The 17,093-nt window shown below is 67.6% G+C and carries 14 protein-coding genes; 6 read left to right on the forward strand and 8 right to left on the reverse strand.

The window, feature by feature from the left end:
* Positions 1-122: 122 nt before the first annotated feature.
* Complete coding sequence (gene dnaG, locus FO470_RS07605; protein ID WP_144342348.1) at positions 123-2,051, forward strand: DNA primase; 1,929 nt, start codon at positions 123-125, stop codon at positions 2,049-2,051.
* 175 nt (positions 2,052-2,226) lie between these two features.
* On the forward strand, positions 2,227-4,224 hold the full coding sequence (gene rpoD / locus FO470_RS07610; protein ID WP_144342349.1) for an RNA polymerase sigma factor RpoD: 1,998 nt from the start codon (positions 2,227-2,229) through the stop codon (positions 4,222-4,224).
* A 99-nt stretch (positions 4,225-4,323) separates the two neighbouring features.
* On the opposite strand, the gene FO470_RS19770 is transcribed toward rpoD, so the two are convergent.
* Positions 4,324-4,455, reverse strand: a complete 132-nt coding sequence (locus FO470_RS19770; RefSeq protein ID WP_272482968.1) for a hypothetical protein — start codon at positions 4,453-4,455, stop codon at positions 4,324-4,326.
* A gap of 144 nt (positions 4,456-4,599) precedes the next feature.
* On the opposite strand from FO470_RS19770, the gene FO470_RS07615 reads away from it, so the two are divergent.
* The gene (locus FO470_RS07615) at positions 4,600-5,277 is read left to right on the forward strand and encodes a superoxide dismutase (RefSeq protein WP_144342350.1); all 678 of its coding nucleotides are present in this window, start codon (positions 4,600-4,602) and stop codon (positions 5,275-5,277) included.
* An 8-nt stretch (positions 5,278-5,285) separates the two neighbouring features.
* Here FO470_RS07615 and FO470_RS07620 read toward each other — a convergent pair whose 3' ends face one another.
* Positions 5,286-5,465: a DUF1328 domain-containing protein gene (locus FO470_RS07620; protein WP_144342351.1), complete on the reverse strand. Its 180-nt coding sequence runs from the start codon at positions 5,463-5,465 to the stop codon at positions 5,286-5,288.
* Positions 5,466-5,517: 52 nt separating this feature from the next.
* A complete protein-coding gene (locus FO470_RS07625) occupies positions 5,518-6,906 on the reverse strand; it encodes an MFS transporter (RefSeq protein ID WP_144342352.1) in 1,389 nt (462 codons plus the stop codon).
* A 110-nt stretch (positions 6,907-7,016) separates the two neighbouring features.
* On the opposite strand from FO470_RS07625, the gene FO470_RS07630 reads away from it, so the two are divergent.
* Entirely contained in the window at positions 7,017-7,904 is an 888-nt protein-coding gene (locus FO470_RS07630; RefSeq protein WP_144342353.1) for an aldose 1-epimerase family protein, read from the forward strand.
* A gap of 16 nt (positions 7,905-7,920) precedes the next feature.
* Here the strand turns inward: FO470_RS07630 and FO470_RS07635 are convergent, their stop codons facing one another.
* From FO470_RS07635 to FO470_RS07650, 4 genes are all read right to left on the reverse strand, one after another.
* The gene (locus tag FO470_RS07635) at positions 7,921-9,342 is read right to left on the reverse strand and encodes an alpha,alpha-trehalose-phosphate synthase (UDP-forming) (protein ID WP_144342808.1); all 1,422 of its coding nucleotides are present in this window, start codon (positions 9,340-9,342) and stop codon (positions 7,921-7,923) included.
* The gene (locus FO470_RS07640; protein ID WP_144342354.1) at positions 9,327-11,123 is read right to left on the reverse strand and encodes a glycoside hydrolase family 15 protein; all 1,797 of its coding nucleotides are present in this window, start codon (positions 11,121-11,123) and stop codon (positions 9,327-9,329) included. The genes FO470_RS07635 and FO470_RS07640 overlap by 16 nt, the downstream gene beginning before the upstream one ends.
* Positions 11,120-11,866, reverse strand: a complete 747-nt coding sequence (gene otsB, locus FO470_RS07645; RefSeq protein WP_144342355.1) for a trehalose-phosphatase — start codon at positions 11,864-11,866, stop codon at positions 11,120-11,122. Before otsB ends, FO470_RS07640 begins: the two co-directional genes overlap by 4 nt.
* 184 nt (positions 11,867-12,050) lie before the next feature.
* A complete protein-coding gene (locus FO470_RS07650; protein WP_186291881.1) occupies positions 12,051-13,040 on the reverse strand; it encodes a GGDEF domain-containing protein in 990 nt (329 codons plus the stop codon).
* 292 nt (positions 13,041-13,332) lie between these two features.
* Here FO470_RS07650 and ettA point away from each other — a divergent pair, with 292 nt between their 5' ends.
* Entirely contained in the window at positions 13,333-14,988 is a 1,656-nt protein-coding gene (gene ettA, locus FO470_RS07655; protein WP_144342357.1) for an energy-dependent translational throttle protein EttA, read from the forward strand.
* A 164-nt stretch (positions 14,989-15,152) separates the two neighbouring features.
* Positions 15,153-15,929, forward strand: a complete 777-nt coding sequence (gene tam, locus FO470_RS07660) for a trans-aconitate 2-methyltransferase (protein ID WP_144342358.1) — start codon at positions 15,153-15,155, stop codon at positions 15,927-15,929.
* A 7-nt stretch (positions 15,930-15,936) separates the two neighbouring features.
* Here the strand turns inward: tam and FO470_RS07665 are convergent, their stop codons facing one another.
* A complete protein-coding gene (locus FO470_RS07665; protein WP_186291882.1) occupies positions 15,937-17,004 on the reverse strand; it encodes a patatin-like phospholipase family protein in 1,068 nt (355 codons plus the stop codon).
* Between the last annotated feature and the right edge of the window lie 89 nt (positions 17,005-17,093).

A 17,093-nucleotide genomic window follows, 5' to 3' on the forward strand; every position in this document is an offset into this window, starting at 1 on the left:
GACAGCGGGGATGATCGCTCGTCCCGGGCAGAAATCCCGCCATCCCGACCTCTTCCGGCGCGGCGGTGCTCCGCCGGCCTGCTATGATGCTTGTCCGACCTCTCGGTGAGACTCGTCCTCCCATGCGCTTTCCGCCCTCGTTCCTCGACGAGATCCGTGCCCGCCTCCCGGTGTCGGAGGTGGTGGGCAAGCGCGTGCAGCTGAAGAAGCAGGGGCGGGAATGGCGGGGGCTGTCGCCCTTCAATCCCGAGAAGACGCCATCCTTCTACGTCAATGACCAGAAGGGCTTCTACCACTGCTTCTCCTCGGGCAAGCATGGCGACCAGTTCGACTTCCTGATGGAGGTCGAGGGCCTGCCCTTTCCCGAGGCGGTGGAACGGCTCGCCGGCATGGCCGGCCTGCCCATGCCGGTGCAGTCGCGCGAGGAGGAGCAGCGCGAGACCCGGCGCAAGACGCTGCATGAGGTGATGGAACTGGCCGCCAGATATTTCGAGGCGGTGCTGCAGAGCCGTGCCGGCGCCAAGGGGCGCGGCTATCTCGCCGATCGCGGCCTCGGTCCGGCAACGCAGGGGCGCTTCCGCCTCGGCTACGCGCTGCCCGAGCGTTTCGCGCTGAAGGAGGCGCTGGGCTCCAAGGGCGTTCCGGTCGAGGACATGGTTGAGGCAGGGCTGCTGATCTCCGCCGAGGACGTGGCGCTGCCTTATGACCGCTTCCGCGACCGCGTGATGTTTCCCATCACCGACCTGCGCGGCCGGGTCGTCGCCTTCGGCGGCCGGGCGCTCGAGAAGGACGTGCCGGCCAAATACCTCAACTCGCCGGAGACCCCGCTCTTCCACAAGGGCTCGCTGCTCTACAACGGCTTCAATGCCCGCGCCGCCGCGCATAACGGCGCGCCGGTGATCGCCGCCGAGGGCTATGTCGACGTCATCGCGCTGGTCGAGGCGGGTTTTGCCGGCGCGGTCGCCCCCCTCGGGACGGCGTTGACCGAGGAGCAACTGGCGCTGCTGTGGAAGATGGCGCCCGAGCCGATCCTGCTGTTCGACGGCGACAAGGCCGGGCGGCGCGCCGCCTATCGCGCCATCGATCTGGCCCTGCCGCATCTCAAGCCCGGCGTGAGCCTGTCCTTCGGCATGCTCCCGGAGGGGCAGGACCCGGACGACCTCGTCCGCTCCGGCGGGCGCGAGGCGGTGGATGGCGTGTTGGCGCAGGCCCGCCCGCTGGCGGATGTCCTGTGGTCGCGCGAGATGGAAAGCGCCAGCGTCGACACGCCCGAGCGCCGGGCGGCGCTGGAGGCGCGCATCGGCGAGATCGTGCGCGTCATCGGCGACGAGACGGTGCGCAAGCATTATCGCGGCGAACTGATGGACCGCTTCCGGCGCCTGTTCTCGCCGGTGATGGTGCCGGGCGACAACCCGCGCCGGGGGGCGGGCGAATATCAGGGCCGCTTCCAGAACCGGGGTGGGCGCCGTCCCAACGGGCGGCCCATGCCCGGCGCTGCGGCGGGTGAGGCAATGCGTCGCTCGGCGCTGGTGCGCGGCGCGGCGGCGGAGATGCCGCGCAACGAAGCTCTGCTCCTGTTCGCGGTCATCAATCATCCCTGGCTTCTGGACCAGTGTGCCGAGGAACTCGCGGACCTGCCGCTGCAGAACCGGGAGGCGGCGGAATTGCGCCGCGCGCTGCTCGACGCTCATATGGACGGGGACACGGACGATGCCGTCAAGCTCGCGGCGCGCCTGGAATCGCAGGGCCACGCGCCGCTTGCCGCGCGCCTCGCCCGTTCCGCCATCGCGCGGCACGACTGGCCGGCCTTCGCGGACGCGGCGCGCTCGGATGTCGAACTATGGTGGCACCAGCGTCTGGTCTTGCACCGGCGCGGTCATGCCCTATCTAAGGATCTGAAAGAAGCCGAGAAACGCCTTGCCGAGGAGCCCACCGACATGAACTGGGCGCGCTTTCTCGACGTACAAAGACAGCTCGCGGCACTTGACGGAACCGAAGCTTTGGTAGAGGGGTTCGGCGCCGCGTCGGGTCGCCCGGCGCGGTCGATGTAGAGGTCCCTTGGGCTGCCCGCCCGCGCGCGTCCCCCGTGCGTGGTGCGTGTAGCCCTGTTTGCGTCTCTCGACCGCCGGCGGGAGAAGCGGGGTTGAACGATCGACAGGACGGGACCGCAAGGCCCCCGTCGCACGCCGGGGGCGGGGCACCGCACGGCGCTTGAGGAGCACACGCATGGCGAAGCAGGCAGCGGAAGCGACGGAAGCCCCCGAGAAGGATGGCGACACCCCGGATAGCCCGTTGCTCGACCTTTCGGACGCCGCCGTCCGGAAGATGATCAAGCTCGCCAAGAAGCGGGGCTATGTCACCTATGACGAGCTGAACGAGGTTCTCCCCTCGGACCAGAACACCTCGGACCAGATCGAGGACATCTACGCGATGCTCAACGAGATGGGCATCAACGTCGTCGAGGCCGAGGAGGCCGAAGCCGAGGCGGAAGCCGAAGAGGGCGCCGAGCCGGCTGAGGACGAGGAAGAGTCCGGCGGCGAGCTGGCCGAGGCGAGCCCGCGTGCCGTCATCCGTTCGGAAACCAAGTCGGAGCCGGGCGAGCGCACCGATGACCCCGTGCGCATGTATCTGCGCGAGATGGGTTCGGTCGAGCTGCTCTCGCGCGAGGGCGAAATCGCCATCGCCAAGCGCATCGAGGCCGGTCGCGAGGCGATGATCGCCGGGCTCTGCGAGAGCCCGCTGACCTTCCAGGCCATCATCATCTGGCGCGATGAACTGGTCGAGGGGAAGGTCCTTCTCCGCGACATCATCGACCTCGAGGCGACCTATGCCGGTCCCGAGGCGAAGAACGGCCCCATCGTCGAGGGCGGCTCGCTGGCGCCCGACGGTGACGAGGAGAGCGAGCCGACCATCGGCGAGAGCATCGCGGCCGACGACGATGACGACATGGAGAACTCCCTGTCGCTCGCGGCGATGGAAGCCGAGATCAAGCCGAAGGTCCTCGAGACCTTCGACAACATCGCGGACGCTTACAAGAAGCTGCGCCGCCTGCAGGACCAGAACGTCGAGTCCAAGCTCCGCAACGAGAGTCTCTCGCCGTCGCAGGACCGCAAGTACAAGACCCTGAAGGACCAGCTGATCGGCGACGTGAAGTCGCTGTCGCTCAATCAGGCGCGCATCGACAACCTCGTCGAGCAGCTCTACGACATCAACAAGCGCCTCGTGTCGCTCGAGGGCCGCCTGATGCGCCTTGCCGAAAGCTTCGGCGTGGCGCGCGAGGACTTCCTCAAGCAGTATCAGGGCTCCGAGCTCGACCCGAAGTGGATCAGCCGGGTGAAGAACCTCACCTCGCGCGGCTGGAAGGGCTTCGTCGGGCAGGAACTCGACGGCATCAAGGACCTGCGCTCGGAAATCCATGCCCTCGCCACCGAGACGGGGCTGGAGATCCAGGAATTCCGCAAGATCGTCCAGATGGTGCAGAAGGGCGAGAAGGAAGCCCGGCAGGCGAAGAAGGAAATGGTGGAGGCGAACCTGCGCCTCGTCATCTCCATCGCCAAGAAGTACACGAACCGCGGTCTGCAGTTCCTGGACCTCATTCAGGAAGGCAACATCGGCCTGATGAAGGCGGTCGACAAGTTCGAGTACCGGCGCGGCTACAAGTTCTCGACCTATGCGACCTGGTGGATCCGGCAGGCGATCACCCGCAGCATCGCGGATCAGGCAAGGACCATCCGCATCCCCGTGCACATGATCGAGACGATCAACAAGATCGTGCGCACCTCGCGCCAGATGCTGCACGAGATCGGCCGCGAGCCGACCCCGGAGGAGCTGGCCGAGAAGCTCGGCATGCCGCTGGAGAAGGTCCGCAAGGTCCTCAAGATCGCCAAGGAGCCGATCTCGCTCGAAACGCCGATCGGCGACGAGGAAGACAGCCACCTCGGCGACTTCATCGAGGACAAAAACGCCATCCTGCCGATCGACGCGGCGATCCAGAGCAATCTTCGCGAAACGACGACGCGTGTCCTCGCGTCGTTGACCCCGCGCGAGGAACGCGTGCTGCGCATGCGTTTCGGCATCGGCATGAACACCGACCACACGCTGGAAGAGGTCGGCCAGCAGTTCTCGGTCACGCGCGAGCGTATCCGTCAGATCGAGGCGAAGGCGCTGCGCAAGCTCAAGCACCCTTCGCGGAGCCGCAAGCTGCGCTCCTTCCTCGACAACTGAGCTCCGGCGATACCGGGCTCCGCCCGCTCCATCAAAAAGGCCGCGTAGTGCGCGGCCTTTTTCGTTTCGATGGGCGCTTCGGCGAGGGTGCCGGGCGCTTCATTCACCCGGGATCGGGTGATGCTGGCGACGGGCCTGCTTGGTGGACGAATCCACATAGGCCAGCGTCGCGGCGAAGCAGCCGAAGGCGATCACGATGAAGGCGAGGAAAATGACGGTTTCGGTGGGCATGGCATCCTCCTTGATGCAGGAAGCCTAGTCCTCGAGATGGTGCCGGCCTTGCGGTAGATCAATCTGTGTCTTCCTCGCGCGGGGGAACGATTTCGGCGAGCTGCGGTTGGCTCGCAGGGGCTGGCTTCGCACAAGGAGCATCCCATGCTGAACCGCCGCACCCTTTTGGCCGCGTCTGGTGCCGCGCTGGCGGCCTCGACCTTCGCCCGCCCGCACATCGCGCGCGCGGCTGCGCCGTTCGTTCAGCCGCCTCTGCCCTATGACGAGAGCGCGCTGGCGCCGACCATCTCGGCGCGCACGGTCGGCCTGCACTATGGCAAGCATCACAAGGGCTACTTCGACAAGCTGAACGCGCTTACGGCCGGCACGCCCTATGCCGACCTCGATCTGGAGGCGGTCATCCGGCGGGCCGCCGACGAGAAGGAAGCCGCCATCTTCAACAATGCCGGCCAGGCCTGGAACCACAATTTCTACTGGCAGCAATTCACTGATGGTCCCGCCGCACCGCCCCCGGCGCTGGTGCAGGCGGCCGAGCGTGACTTCGGCGGCATCGACGCGCTGAAGAAGCAGATCGTGGAGGTCGGCGGCGGCGTCTTCGGGTCCGGCTGGGTCTGGCTCGTCGAGGACGACGGCAAGCTGGCGGTGGTCGGGCTGAAGGATGCCGGCAACCCCGTCGCCGAGAAGATGCGTCCGCTGCTCGGCATCGACGTGTGGGAGCATGCCTATTATCTCGACTGGGAGAACCGGCGGCCCGCCCATATCCAGGCGGTGCTGGACGAGCGGGTCAACTGGTCGTCCGTGGGCGAGCGGCTTGGAGCCTGAAGTCTCTGTCAGGGCACCTGCATGGCGTGATCGACCATCATGGCGAGACCGATCAGCAGCAGGAACCCCAGGAAGAACAGGCCGAACAGCACCATCGAGATGGTGCGTGCGAGGCTCGACACGTTGGTGAGGCCGACCGCGCCGGCCACGAGCGAGACGATCAGGAATATCACCGCGTATTTCAGCATGCGTCACCTTCTCGCTGCGCGACGTAGATCGCTCGCGGCGCCCGTCAACGGCTCAGGCGCCATCGGAGCGCCCGTCCTGCTCGGTCGGAAACGTATCGGCGGTCCGTGACGTCTCCTCCCGGCTGACCGTGGGCCTGACCTGGGGCTTGGCTGAAGACGTCGGAGCCCGCTTGGGCGCTTTCTTCGCGCGGAGCCAGGGCCAGCGCCGGCGCGGAGGCTCGCTCTCCGGGCGCGGCACGGTACCCGTCGGGGTGGAGGCGATCGGCTCGCTCATCGGCTCCGTCGCCACGTCGGGCTTGCGCGCGGGCTCGCGCATGCTCACCCGCCAGACCACGAACAGCAGCAGCAGCGTGTAGGCGCCGGCATTGAAGAAGAAAAGCGCGCCGGGCCCGTAGTGCTGCATGCCGAAGGAGGCGAGAGCGGGCCCGACCACCGACCCGATGCCGTAGAGCAGCAGCAGCCCCGCCGCGGTTTCCACCGCGTCGGAGGCCGGCGTGCGGTCATAGGCATGGGCGGCGGCGAGCGAATAGGCCGGCAGGGCCAGCGCGCCGTAGAACAGGCCGAGCGCGCTGAGGCCCAGAAGCCCGAATTCCATCGCGCCGAGGGTGAGGCTGGCGAGCATCGCGCCGACCAGCAGCGCGGCGAGAATGCGCCGCCGGTCCATGCGGTCGGACAGGAAGCCGATGGGCCATTGAGCCAGCGCGCCGGCCACGACCACCGCGCTCATGAAGGTGGCGGCGCCGTCCGCCGTCAGGCCGCGCCCGATGCCGAAGATCGGCCCAAGGCTCCACAGCGAGCCATTGGTCAGCCCGATGACGAAGCAGCCGACCATGGCCACCGGCGCCGCGCGGAACAGGCGCAGCAGGCGGATGCGTGCCGTTTCGATCGGTGCCGGCTGCCCGCTGCTGGTGATCGCCACCGGCAGCGTTGCCAGCGAGAACAGGATGGCGGCGAGCGCGAACAGCTCGAAGCTGCGCACCGGATAGAGCGTGATCATCATCTGGCCGGCGGTCAGCGCCGCGTAGTCGACCATGACGTAGGCGCTCATCACGAAGCCGCGCGTCTGGTTGGTGGCGCGGTCGTTGAGCCAGCTCTCGATGACGAGATAGAGACCGGCGAAGCAGAAGCCGGTGACGGTGCGCAGCGCGAACCAGAAATAGGGATCGATGAACAGCGGATGGGCGACCATGGTCGCCACCACGCCGGAGGTCAGCGCGGCAAAGGCGCGGATATGGCCGGAACGGCGCACCAGATGCGGCACCACCAGACAGCCGACCACGAAACCGAGGTAGTAGCTCGACCCCAATATGCCGAGATTGATGGCGCTGAAGCCTTCGAAGGCGCCGCGCAACGGCAGCAGCGTGTTCTGAAGGCCGCTCCCGGTTACAAGAAAGAAGACGCCCAGCAGGAGCGCGGCGACAGGGCCGAGAGTCTGGGACATGATGGCACCGGACGGCCAGAAGCTGCGGGGGCGAGGCGGGGCTGTGGAATCTCGAATCCACAAGGATTCGGTTAACCTTGATCTTGGGCGATGTCGAGACGGTGATTGGTATGGTTGAGGCGACGGTGCGACTGAAATCCGGCTATCTGGACGTGGAGATCGCGCCGCTCGGCGCCGAGATGGTGCGGCTCGTCGACAAGCAGGGGCACGACCTGCTCTGGAACGGCGATGCCGCCTTCTGGACGGGCCGCGCCCCGCTGCTCTTTCCCATCGTCGGCCGCCTGCCCAATGACCAGCTCGTGCATGAGGGCGTCATCTACCCGATGGCGCAGCACGGCTTCGCCCGTCGGCGGGTTTTCACGCTGGAGGAGCGCACCAGCTCGTCGGCGCGCTTCGCCCTCCACGCCGACGACGAGACGCGCAAGCAGTATCCCTTCGATTTCACGCTGGCGGTCACCTACACGCTGGTCGAGGCGACGCTGACCATCGAGGCGGTGGTGAGCAATCCGGGGGCCGTTCCTTTGCCGGCGAGCTTCGGCTTCCATCCGGCCTTCCGCTGGCCGCTGCCCTATGGCGGCACCCGTGCCGACCATCGGCTGATCTTCGAGAAGGCCGAGGTCGAGCCGGTCCACCGTCCCGTCGGCGGCCTTCTGTCGGCCGCCACCGAGCCGAACCCGGCGGTGGATGCGGTCGTGGAGCCGGATGACGCCATGTTCGCGCGCGACGCGCTGATCTTCCTCGCGCCGCGCTCGCACCACGTGCGTTTCGGCGTTCCGGGCGAACCGGGGCTGGAAGTGGCCTTCCCCGGCATGCCGCAGCTCGGCCTGTGGTCGAAGCCCGGCGCGCCCTTCCTGTGCATCGAGCCCTGGTCCGGCTACGCCTCGCCGGAGGATGCGCCGGCCGAGTTCACCCGGAAGCCCGGCCTGTCGCTGATCGAGCCGGGCACCTCCAGGAGCTTCGCCATGGCGGTGCGCTGGCTACCGGACGTTGGCCGGTAGCCGTCAGCGGGAATTCCTATCCCCGGCGGGGGCGTTTCGCACGCTTGGGCGGGTTGTCCAGATGGTCGATAGCGCCCGACAATTCGTGGATGAAGCGCTCGCACCAATCGTGGATGGTGTTTCCCTCCACCTTCGCCATGTTGGTCTGCCAGCGTTCCCGACGTTCGTCGAGCGGCATCAGCAGCGCGGCGTTCATCGCGTCGGCCATGCCCTCGATGTCGTAGGGATTGACCAGTATCGCGCCGGTAAGCTCGTCCGCCGCGCCGGCGAAGCGGGAGAGGACGAGCACGCCCGGGTCCTCGGGATTCTGGGCGGCGATATATTCCTTGGCGACGAGGTTCATCCCGTCGCGCAGGGGCGTCACCAGCCCCAGCCGGGCGGTGCGGTAGATGGCGGCGAGGGTGGCGCGCTGGAACGGCCGGTTCAGGTAGCGCAGAGGTACCCAGTCGAACTCGGCATATTCGCCGTTGATGGCGCCGGCCAGTTCCTCCAGCTCGCGGCGCAGCGCGCGATATTCGGCCACCTCGCCGCGCGAGACAGGCGCGATCTGCATCATCGTGACCGTGGAGCGGTGCTGCGGATAGCGGCTGAGCAACTCGCCAAAGGCGGCGAACTTGCCGGGCAGGCCCTTGGAATAGTCGAGCCGGTCCACGCCGACCGCCAGCGCGCGGCCGGCGAGGCTCTCGTGGAGACGGCGTTCCTCGTCGCTGCCGACCGACGCCTTGGCGTCGCGAACGAAGGCTGTCGCGTCGATGCCGATGGGAAAGGCGGCGACGCGGAAGCGCCGTTCGCGCAGGCCCACCACGCCGCCCGGCGCGATCCAGCCCCGCGCTTCCGACGAGATGTAGGTCAGCAGCGCCCGCACATCGTCTTCGGTCTGCAGCCCCACGAGGTCGTATTGCGAGAGGTCCTGCACCAGCGCGGCGTGGGAGGGCAGGCTGAGGAACACGTCCGGCGTCGGCCAGGGAATGTGATGGAAATAGCCGATCCGCCCCTCGAAGCCGCGCTTGCGCAGCTCCGCCGCCAGCGGGATGAAGTGGTAGTCGTGGACCCAGATGATGTCGTCGGGCTGCAGCAGCGGCAGCAGGGCGCGGGCGAAGTGCTCGTTCACCCGCCGGTAGCCCTCCCAGTCCGCGCGGCGGAAGCTCAGGAGGCCGAGCCGGTAATGGCACAGCGGCCACAGCGTGCCGTTGGCATAGCCCGCGTAATGGGCGCGCTGGTCTTCCGGGTCGAGCGTGAGCAGCGCATAGGTCACGCGCCCCGAGCGGAAGACCTTCGGCGTATCCGACGGGTTCGGCTGGGTCTCTCCGCTCCAGCCGAACCACAGGCCGCCGCGCGTGCCGAGCGCCTCGCGCAGCGCGACGGCCAGTCCTCCCGCCTTGGCCGCCCGTTCCTTGGGCGACGCCACGCGGTTCGATACGACTACGAGCCTCGCCAGAACGCTTCCTCCCATGTCTTGGACAGACGCATGGCCGTGTCGATCAGGCCGACCATCGAATAGGTCTGCGGGATGTTCCCCCACAGTTCGAGCGTCTGGTTGTCGATGTCCTCGGAGAGCAGCCCGGCCTCGTTGCGCCGGGCGAGCAGGCTCGTGAACATCTCGCGGGCCTCGTCGCGGCGGCCGATCAGGTCGAGCGCTCCCGCGTACCAGAACGAGCAGATGGTGAAGGAAGTTTCCGGCAGGCCGAAATCATCCTCGCCCGCGTAGCGCATCAGGTAGCCGTTGCGCTTCAGCTCGCGTCCGACGGTCTCCACCGTCGCCACGTAGCGCGGGTCGTCCGGGCGCACGAAGCCGAGCTCGGCGAGCAGCAGCAGGCTGGCGTCGAGCTGGCCTTCCTCCTGCGCGTCGACGAAGCTGCCGAGCTTCTCGTCCCACGCGAAGGCAAGAATCCGGGCGCGGATCTCGTTGGCGTGGTCGGTCCAGAAGGTGGCGCGCTCGGGCAGGTCCAGCACCCGGGCGATGCGGGCGAGCCGGTCGCAGGCGGCCCAGCTCATCACCGCGGAGAAGGTGTGCACCCGCCGCTTGCCGCGCAGTTCCCACAAGCCGGCATCCGGCTCGAAGGCGAATTCCACCGCCCGTGCCCCGACCCCTTCCAGCAGGTTGAACAGCGCCCGGTCGCCACGGTTCGGCAGCCGGTCGTCGAAGAAGGTCTGCGCGGCGGCCAGCACGACATGGCCGTAGCCGTCGTTCTGCACCTGCTCGGCGGCCTGGTTGCCGACCCGCACGGGCCCCATGCCGCTGAAGCCGGGCAGGGCGGGAGCGAAGCGCTCCTCCAGCGGGGTTCCCGGCACGATGGAATAGACCGGCGCGAGCCTCCCCGAGGGTTCGGAGGCGATCACCGTGGTCAGGTAGCGGATGTAGTCCTCCATCGTCCGCGTGGCGCCGAGCAGGTTCAGCGCGCGCACGGTGAAGTAGGAGTCGCGCAGCCAGCAGTGGCGATAGTCCCAGTTGCGGATCGAGTGGGGCGCCTCGGGCACTGAGGTCGTGAGGGCGGCGACGATGCCGCCGGTTTCCTCATAGGCGCACAGCTTGAGCGAGATGGCGGCGCGGATCACCGCGTCCTGCCACTCGAACGGCACGGAGAGATAGCGCACCCAGTCGTGCCAGTAGTCGCGGGTCTTCTCCTCGAAGCCGCGGGTGGTATCGGCGAGGCTGGACGGGAAGGGCTCGTCCGGCCCCAGCACGATGGTCGCCGCCTTGCCGAGCACGAAGGGGCGTTCCTCCATCACATAAACGATGGGCAGGTCGGTGGTGGCGCGCAGGGTGAAGTCGTCGCTCGCGAAGCGCATGTGATTGGAGCCGCGCACCGGCTCCGGTCGCTGCTCGCCCCAGTTGGAATGCGGGCGCAGGCGTATCGTGACCCGGCAGGTGCCGCTTATCGGCTCGATGCGCCGCACCAGCGTCGCCGGACGATAAATGCGGTCATAGAGCTTGAAGCGCGGCGCGAAGTCGGTGATCCGCAGTTGCGCGCCCTGATCGTTTTCGAGGATCGTCTCGATGATGGCGGTGTTGCGCTGGTAGCGCCGCGTCGCCTTGACCTGCCCGTCGAGCAGTACGTCGAAGAATCCCGCCTGCGGCTCCTCGCCGCCGAGCAGCGAGGAAAAGACCGGGTCTCCGTCGATGCGCGGCCAGCAGCACCACGCGACACGTCCATTGCGGTCGATCAGGGCGGCGATGGTGCCGTTGCCGATCGCGGCGAGGTTCAGATTGGAACTCACGGGCTAACGCTCTCCAGCGCTTCGGGAAGTCGGTTCAGCCAGTCGCGCACCTCGCTCGGCGTCGCCAGCCGGTGGTCGGCCTGCTGCGTCGGGCGCGGACCCACCGCAACGGCGAGCCCGCCCGCCTGCCGGGCCGCCCGGAAGCCGTCCTCGTCGGTCACGTCGTCGCCGAGGAAGACAGGCCGGCGCCCGGTGAAGAGCGTGCTCCGCATGAACTGCTCGACCGCGCTGCCCTTGTCGTGCCCGCCCTGCCGGACCTCGATGACGAACCGTCCCTTGAGGAACTCGACGCCGTCCCCGAGGCCGGTCCCGACGTCGATCACCTTCTGCATGATGGCGTCGCCGAATTGCGGGACGGCGCGGAAGTGCACCGCCAGCGACAAGGGCTTGTGCTCGATATAGGTGCCGGGCCAGGTGGCGAGCTCACGATCCAGCGCTTCCTCCAGCGGGTGGCGCCAGCGCGGAATCGGGATCGGTACGGCGGGAGCATCCGGCGCTAGGCGAATCTCCGCGCCATGCTGGCCGGAGGCGGGGAGGCGCGCCGGCGCGAAGCGCCGGTCCATCCAGTCAATGGTGCGGCCGGAGACCAGCGCCACCGCTCCGCCGAGCGTGAGCTGCAGCCGGGTCAGGAGGTCGGGGAGATCCTCGGGGATGGTGATGCCCTCGGGATGGTCGGCATGTTCGATCAGCGTGCCGTCGATATCGAGGAACAATGCCCAGTCCGATTCGGGGTAAGGGTGCATGCCGTTTCCTGATGCGGTTCGTGCTGGCGCCATGCTGCCCCTATACCCGCTGGGCCTCCGATCCATGAGGTAACAACGTATCCTCGCGCCTCTTTGCCGGCGCTGGCATGCCTCCAACGCATGACGGCGGGTGGCGTTCCAATACCGCATCGAAAAATTTGCGCGGGCGCGTTGGCGGCGTCTCTCAGGCGGGGGCCGCAGCGCCGTCCCGACGGTCGAGGACGCTTTGGTCGGGGGCGTGGAGCCGGATACCGTCTCCGCCGTCGACCTTGACCGCGTAAAGCGCCTGATCCGCACCGTCGATAAGCGTGGCGCGGATATCGGCGATGGTCGCGGTACGGGCGGGTGCGCTGAGGTTCGCCACGCCGATGCTCACGGTGAGGCGTCCGGAGGTGCTGGCCTCATGCGCGATGGCGAGCGCGGCGATGGCATCCCGGACATCGCCGGCGACTCTCAGGGCGCCGGAGGCGTCGGTCGTCGGCAGCACCACGAGGAATTCCTCGCCGCCATAGCGTGCCACGATGTCGCCCGGGCGCTTCAGCACGCCGGCCATGGCGTGGCTGACGGCGCGCAGGGCGCCGTCGCCGGCCGGATGGCCGTAGCCGTCATTGTATTTCTTGAAGTGATCAATATCGATCATCAGCACCGAAAGCGCGGCCCGTTCCCGCCGGCAGCGGCCGATCTCGCGTGCCAGCATCTCCTCCAGCGCGTGCCGGTTCCACAGGCCGCTGAGCGCATCGGTGCGCGCCGCTTCGGTGAGCTGCCGGTTCGCCTCGCTGAGCTGCCGGTTGGCGAGTTCCAGCCGGCTTTCCAGCGTCTTCTGTTCCGTGATGTCGGTGAGGGCGATGCACAGGGCCTCGACGCGCGGCGAGCCCTTGTCGCGCATGGGCCGGACCGCGACCAGATAGAAACGCCCGAAGAATGCCAGTTCGTGACTTGGAACAGCCTCGCCCGCATCGAAGGTAGCGAAATCGCGGACCACGTGGGCGTGGACGATGTCCCCGCACAGCTCGGCGATATGCTTGCCCATCATGGTCGCGAGCGGGGCGTGGATCAGCTCGGCATATTCGCGGTTCGCCGCGATGTAGCGCCCGTCGCGGCCGACGAGGCAGGTCGCCACCGGGAAGTTGAAATACAGTTCGCGGAGGTCTTCCGCGGGAATATGCGACAGCATGCGAACGGGCCGGGCGTGGGGGCGGGGAACGGCGTTCGGCACCATGCCCGGCAACGGCCCGGCGTGATTTGACCTATGACAATACGTAGCTACCCGAATGGTGCAATGGCGTGACAGGTGATCCGGCCAAACTTCGGCAAGGCAGTGCCAAGCCTTGCCCTGGCCCCTTCCGGCCTTGCCGCTCGGGGAAGCGCGGTTTACATAGCGCGCAACCCTTTCACCCGGCACCCAAGGCCCGATCGTCGGCGTAGCCGCGACGCGCGCCCCCCACGCGCAAGCGCAGGAACTGGACATGGCTTCCTATCAGTACGTCTACCACATGCACGGCATGACCAAGGCCTATCCGGGTGGCAAGAAGGTGCTGGAGAACATCCATCTCTCCTTCTACCCGGACGCCAAGATCGGCATTCTCGGCCCCAACGGCTCGGGCAAGTCGACGCTGCTCAAGATCATGGCCGGCCTCGACAAGGATTTCACCGGCGAGGCCTGGGTCGCGGAAGGCGCGCGCGTCGGCTACCTGCCGCAGGAGCCGCAGCTCGATCCCACTTTGTCGGTGCGCGAGAACGTGATGCTCGGCGTCGCCAAGCAGAAGGCGATCCTCGACCGCTACAACGAACTCGCCATGAACTATTCCGACGAGACCGCGGACGAGATGACCGCGCTCCAGGATGAGATCGAAGGTCAGGGCCTGTGGGACCTCGACAGCAAGATCGACCAGGCGATGGACGCACTGGGCTGCCCGGAGGAGGGCTCGGACGTCTCGAAGCTCTCGGGCGGCGAGCGTCGTCGCGTCGCGCTGTGCCAGCTGTTGCTCTCGCAGCCCGAGCTGCTGCTGCTCGACGAGCCGACCAACCATCTCGACGCCGAGACCACCAACTGGTTGGAAGGCCATCTGCGCAACTATCCGGGCGCGATCCTCATCGTCACCCATGACCGCTACTTCCTCGACAACGTGACCGGCTGGATCCTCGAGCTCGACCGCGGCCGCGGCATCCCCTACGAGGGCAACTACTCCTCCTGGCTGACGCAGAAGACCAAGCGCATGCAGCAGGAGAACCGCGAGGACGAGGCGCGCCAGCGTGCGCTCGCTTCCGAGCAGGAGTGGATCGCCGCCTCCCCGAAGGCGCGTCAGGCCAAGAACAAGGCCCGCATCCAGCGCTACGACGAGCTCGTCAAGAAGGCGTCCGAGAAGGCGCCCACCACCGCGCAGATCGTCATCCCCGTGGCCGAGCGGCTCGGCAACAACGTCATCGCCTTCGAGGGCCTGTCCAAGGGCTATGGCGACAATCTGCTGATCGATAATCTGTCGTTCAAGCTGCCGCCGGGCGGCATCGTCGGCGTCATCGGGCCGAACGGCGCCGGCAAGACCACGCTGTTCCGCATGATCGCCGGGCAGGAAAAGCCCGACGCCGGCACCATCACCATCGGCGAGAGCGTCAAGCTCGGCTATGTCGACCAGAACCGCGACGCGCTGGACGACAAGAAGACCGTCTGGGAGGAAATCTCCGGCGGCAACGAGGTGCTCTATCTCGGCAAGCGCGAGATCAATTCGCGCGCCTATTGCGGCGCCTTCAACTTCAAGGGCGGCGACCAGCAGAAGAAGGTCGGCATGCTCTCGGGCGGTGAGCGCAACCGCGTGCATCTCGCTCGTATCCTCCAGCAGGGCGCCAACGTGCTGCTTCTCGACGAGCCGACCAACGACCTCGACGTCGAGACGCTGCGCGCGCTGGAAGAGGCGCTGGAGGACTATGCCGGCTGCGCGGTCATCATCTCGCATGACCGCTTCTTCCTCGACCGCATCGCCACCCACATCCTCGCCTATGAGGACGACAGCCACGTGGAGTGGTTCGAGGGCAACTTCCACGACTACGAGGAAGACAAGAAGCGCCGCCTCGGCGTCGACGCCATCATCCCGCACCGGATGAAGCACAAGAAGCTCACCCGCTGACGGGAACGGCCCCGGGGAACGGTCCCGGGAACGACCCCTGCGATCAGGGAAGCCGGCCGGAGTGATCCGCGCCGGCTTTTCGCTTTGGCGGCGCTTCTTCGTTGCGCACTTGGCGCGGGAGCGCGGATGCGGCATGGTCGCGCCCGCTCGATCCGGGGACGACCATGCGCAGCGCTGCCGAGGACTGGAATCCCAAGCTCTATCTGAAGTTCGAGGACGAGCGCACGCGCCCGCCGCGCGATCTGCTCGCGCAGGTGCCGCTCGCCAATCCACGACGCGTGGTCGATATCGGCTGCGGGCCGGGCAACTCCACCGAACTGCTGGTCGAGCGCTGGCCGCAGGCCGAGGTGACCGGCATCGATTCCTCGCCGAACATGGTGGCTCAGGCCACGGCGCGCCTCCCCGCCGCCCGCTTCGAGCAGGCCGATATCTCGAACTGGGCGCCGGCCGAGGGCACCGACGTGCTGTTTGGCAATGCCGTGTTCCAGTGGGTGCCCGACCATCTCGCTGTCCTGGAGCGTCTCCTGCGCGCCCTGCCGGAAGGTGGCGTGCTGGCGGTTCAGATGCCGGACAACGTGAACGAGCCCTCGCATCGCCTGATGGGCGAGACAGCCGCCAGCGGCCCGTGGGCGGCGAAGATCGGCGCGGCGCAGCGCGACGTGCTGCCGACGCCGGCCGAGTATTACGAGCGGCTGAAGCCGTTCGCGCGGCGGCTCGACATCTGGCACACGCTCTACAACCACCCGCTCGACGGCGCGGCGGCGATCGCGGAATGGTTCAAGTCGACGGGGCTGCGCACCTTCCTCTCGCCGCTTTCCGAGGAGGAGCGCGCCGGCTTCCTCGCCGACTACATCGCCCGGGTAGCCAAAGCCTATCCCGAGCGGTTCGACGGCAAGGTCCTGCTGCGCTTCCCGCGCCTGTTCATCGTCGCGGTACGGTAGCGGCGCCTCAGGCGCCCCAGAAGGCTTTCATCTCTTCGATATCCGCCAGCCCGCGCTCATTGCCGTTCTTCAGGCAGGGGCCGATCCATTTCGGGTCCATGAGGCTGTCGACGCGGGTGGTGCCGGGCATAAGCCCCACCACCTTCAGTATCACCTCGGTGCCCTGCGCCTTCAGGTCGCTCACTTCCTGCTGCAGCGTGTTCGGCAGGCTGGAAGTGCGCAGGCCGATCTTGGACGCGTCGGCGCCGCCATCGGTCAGCGAGATGATGAGCGCCTTCTTCACGCCTGCCACCACATCGGAGTGGGTGCTCGTCTGGCAGATACCACCATCCATGCACAGGCGGTTCTTCAGCCAGGTCGGGCCCATCGAGCCCGGCAGCGACGAACTCGCCGCGCAGGCATGGTTCACCTCGATGCCATCGTCGGCGGAAACCACGATGCGTTCGCCGGTGTAGCAGTCGTTCGCCGTGGTGTGCAGCTTGGGGGAGGGCCATTTTTCCACGCCGATCACCCGCTTCACCGCGTTGAAATAGTCGCTTGGTCCATCGGCGTTGCGGGCCGCCATCGCGCCGCGCCCGATCGCCTGGATGGTCGCCGGGTCGGCCGCCACGGCGGTGTCGGCAATGTGACGGGCGCGTATCTGGCTGGCATTCGGCGCCATGGTCGGCACGATCAGGGCGAAGATCTTCGGAAACTCGGTGAAGATGTCGAGCTCCACGCCGAAGCGCCAGAGATGGCCGCTGGTGAGCATGGCGCCAATCAGCGAGCCGGCGGAGGTGCCGACGATGACGTCGGCGGTGGCGAGATCGACGCCCTTGGATTTCAGCGCCTGCATGTAGCCCGCCATCCATGAGGCGAGATAGATGCCGCCGCCGCCGAGCACGAGGCCGCGCTCCTTTCCCGCGCCCAGTGCGGGCTGATAGGGAATGGGGTGGGCGAGGCCGTCATCCCATGGGGCCGCCCCGCCATCCGCCGTGCCCGGCGGCGTTGCCGGCTGCTGGGCCTGCACACGGATGACGGAGGCGGCGAGGAGGGCGGTGGAGCCAGCGGCGATGAGGTCGCGACGTCGAAGCATGGCGGCACTCTGGGCAGGAGGGGCGGGGCAAGAGGGGCGGGGGCCGATAGCTGCATCCTCCGTAGCCGGCGGAAAAACACAAGTGGCGT

Source organism: Ancylobacter moscoviensis (genome assembly GCF_007559435.1).
Classification (GTDB): Bacteria; Pseudomonadota; Alphaproteobacteria; order Rhizobiales; family Xanthobacteraceae; genus Ancylobacter; species Ancylobacter moscoviensis.

Excerpts from the sequence above, each read along its gene's own strand:
- ettA (WP_144342357.1), top strand. The coding sequence starts at position 13,333 with ATGGCTTCCTATCAGTACGTCTACCACATGCACGGCATGACCAAGGCC.
- FO470_RS07620 (WP_144342351.1), bottom strand. The coding sequence starts at position 5,465 with ATGCTGAAATACGCGGTGATATTCCTGATCGTCTCGCTCGTGGCCGGC.
- FO470_RS07650 (WP_186291881.1), bottom strand. The coding sequence starts at position 13,040 with ATGCTGTCGCATATTCCCGCGGAAGACCTCCGCGAACTGTATTTCAAC.
- FO470_RS19770 (WP_272482968.1), bottom strand. The coding sequence starts at position 4,455 with ATGCCCACCGAAACCGTCATTTTCCTCGCCTTCATCGTGATCGCCTTC.
- FO470_RS07630 (WP_144342353.1), top strand. The coding sequence starts at position 7,017 with ATGGTTGAGGCGACGGTGCGACTGAAATCCGGCTATCTGGACGTGGAG.
- FO470_RS07665 (WP_186291882.1), bottom strand. The coding sequence starts at position 17,004 with ATGCTTCGACGTCGCGACCTCATCGCCGCTGGCTCCACCGCCCTCCTC.
- dnaG (WP_144342348.1), top strand. The coding sequence starts at position 123 with ATGCGCTTTCCGCCCTCGTTCCTCGACGAGATCCGTGCCCGCCTCCCG.
- otsB (WP_144342355.1), bottom strand. The coding sequence starts at position 11,866 with ATGCACCCTTACCCCGAATCGGACTGGGCATTGTTCCTCGATATCGAC.
- FO470_RS07615 (WP_144342350.1), top strand. The coding sequence starts at position 4,600 with ATGCTGAACCGCCGCACCCTTTTGGCCGCGTCTGGTGCCGCGCTGGCG.
- FO470_RS07625 (WP_144342352.1), bottom strand. The coding sequence starts at position 6,906 with ATGTCCCAGACTCTCGGCCCTGTCGCCGCGCTCCTGCTGGGCGTCTTC.
- tam (WP_144342358.1), top strand. The coding sequence starts at position 15,153 with ATGCGCAGCGCTGCCGAGGACTGGAATCCCAAGCTCTATCTGAAGTTC.
- rpoD (WP_144342349.1), top strand. The coding sequence starts at position 2,227 with ATGGCGAAGCAGGCAGCGGAAGCGACGGAAGCCCCCGAGAAGGATGGC.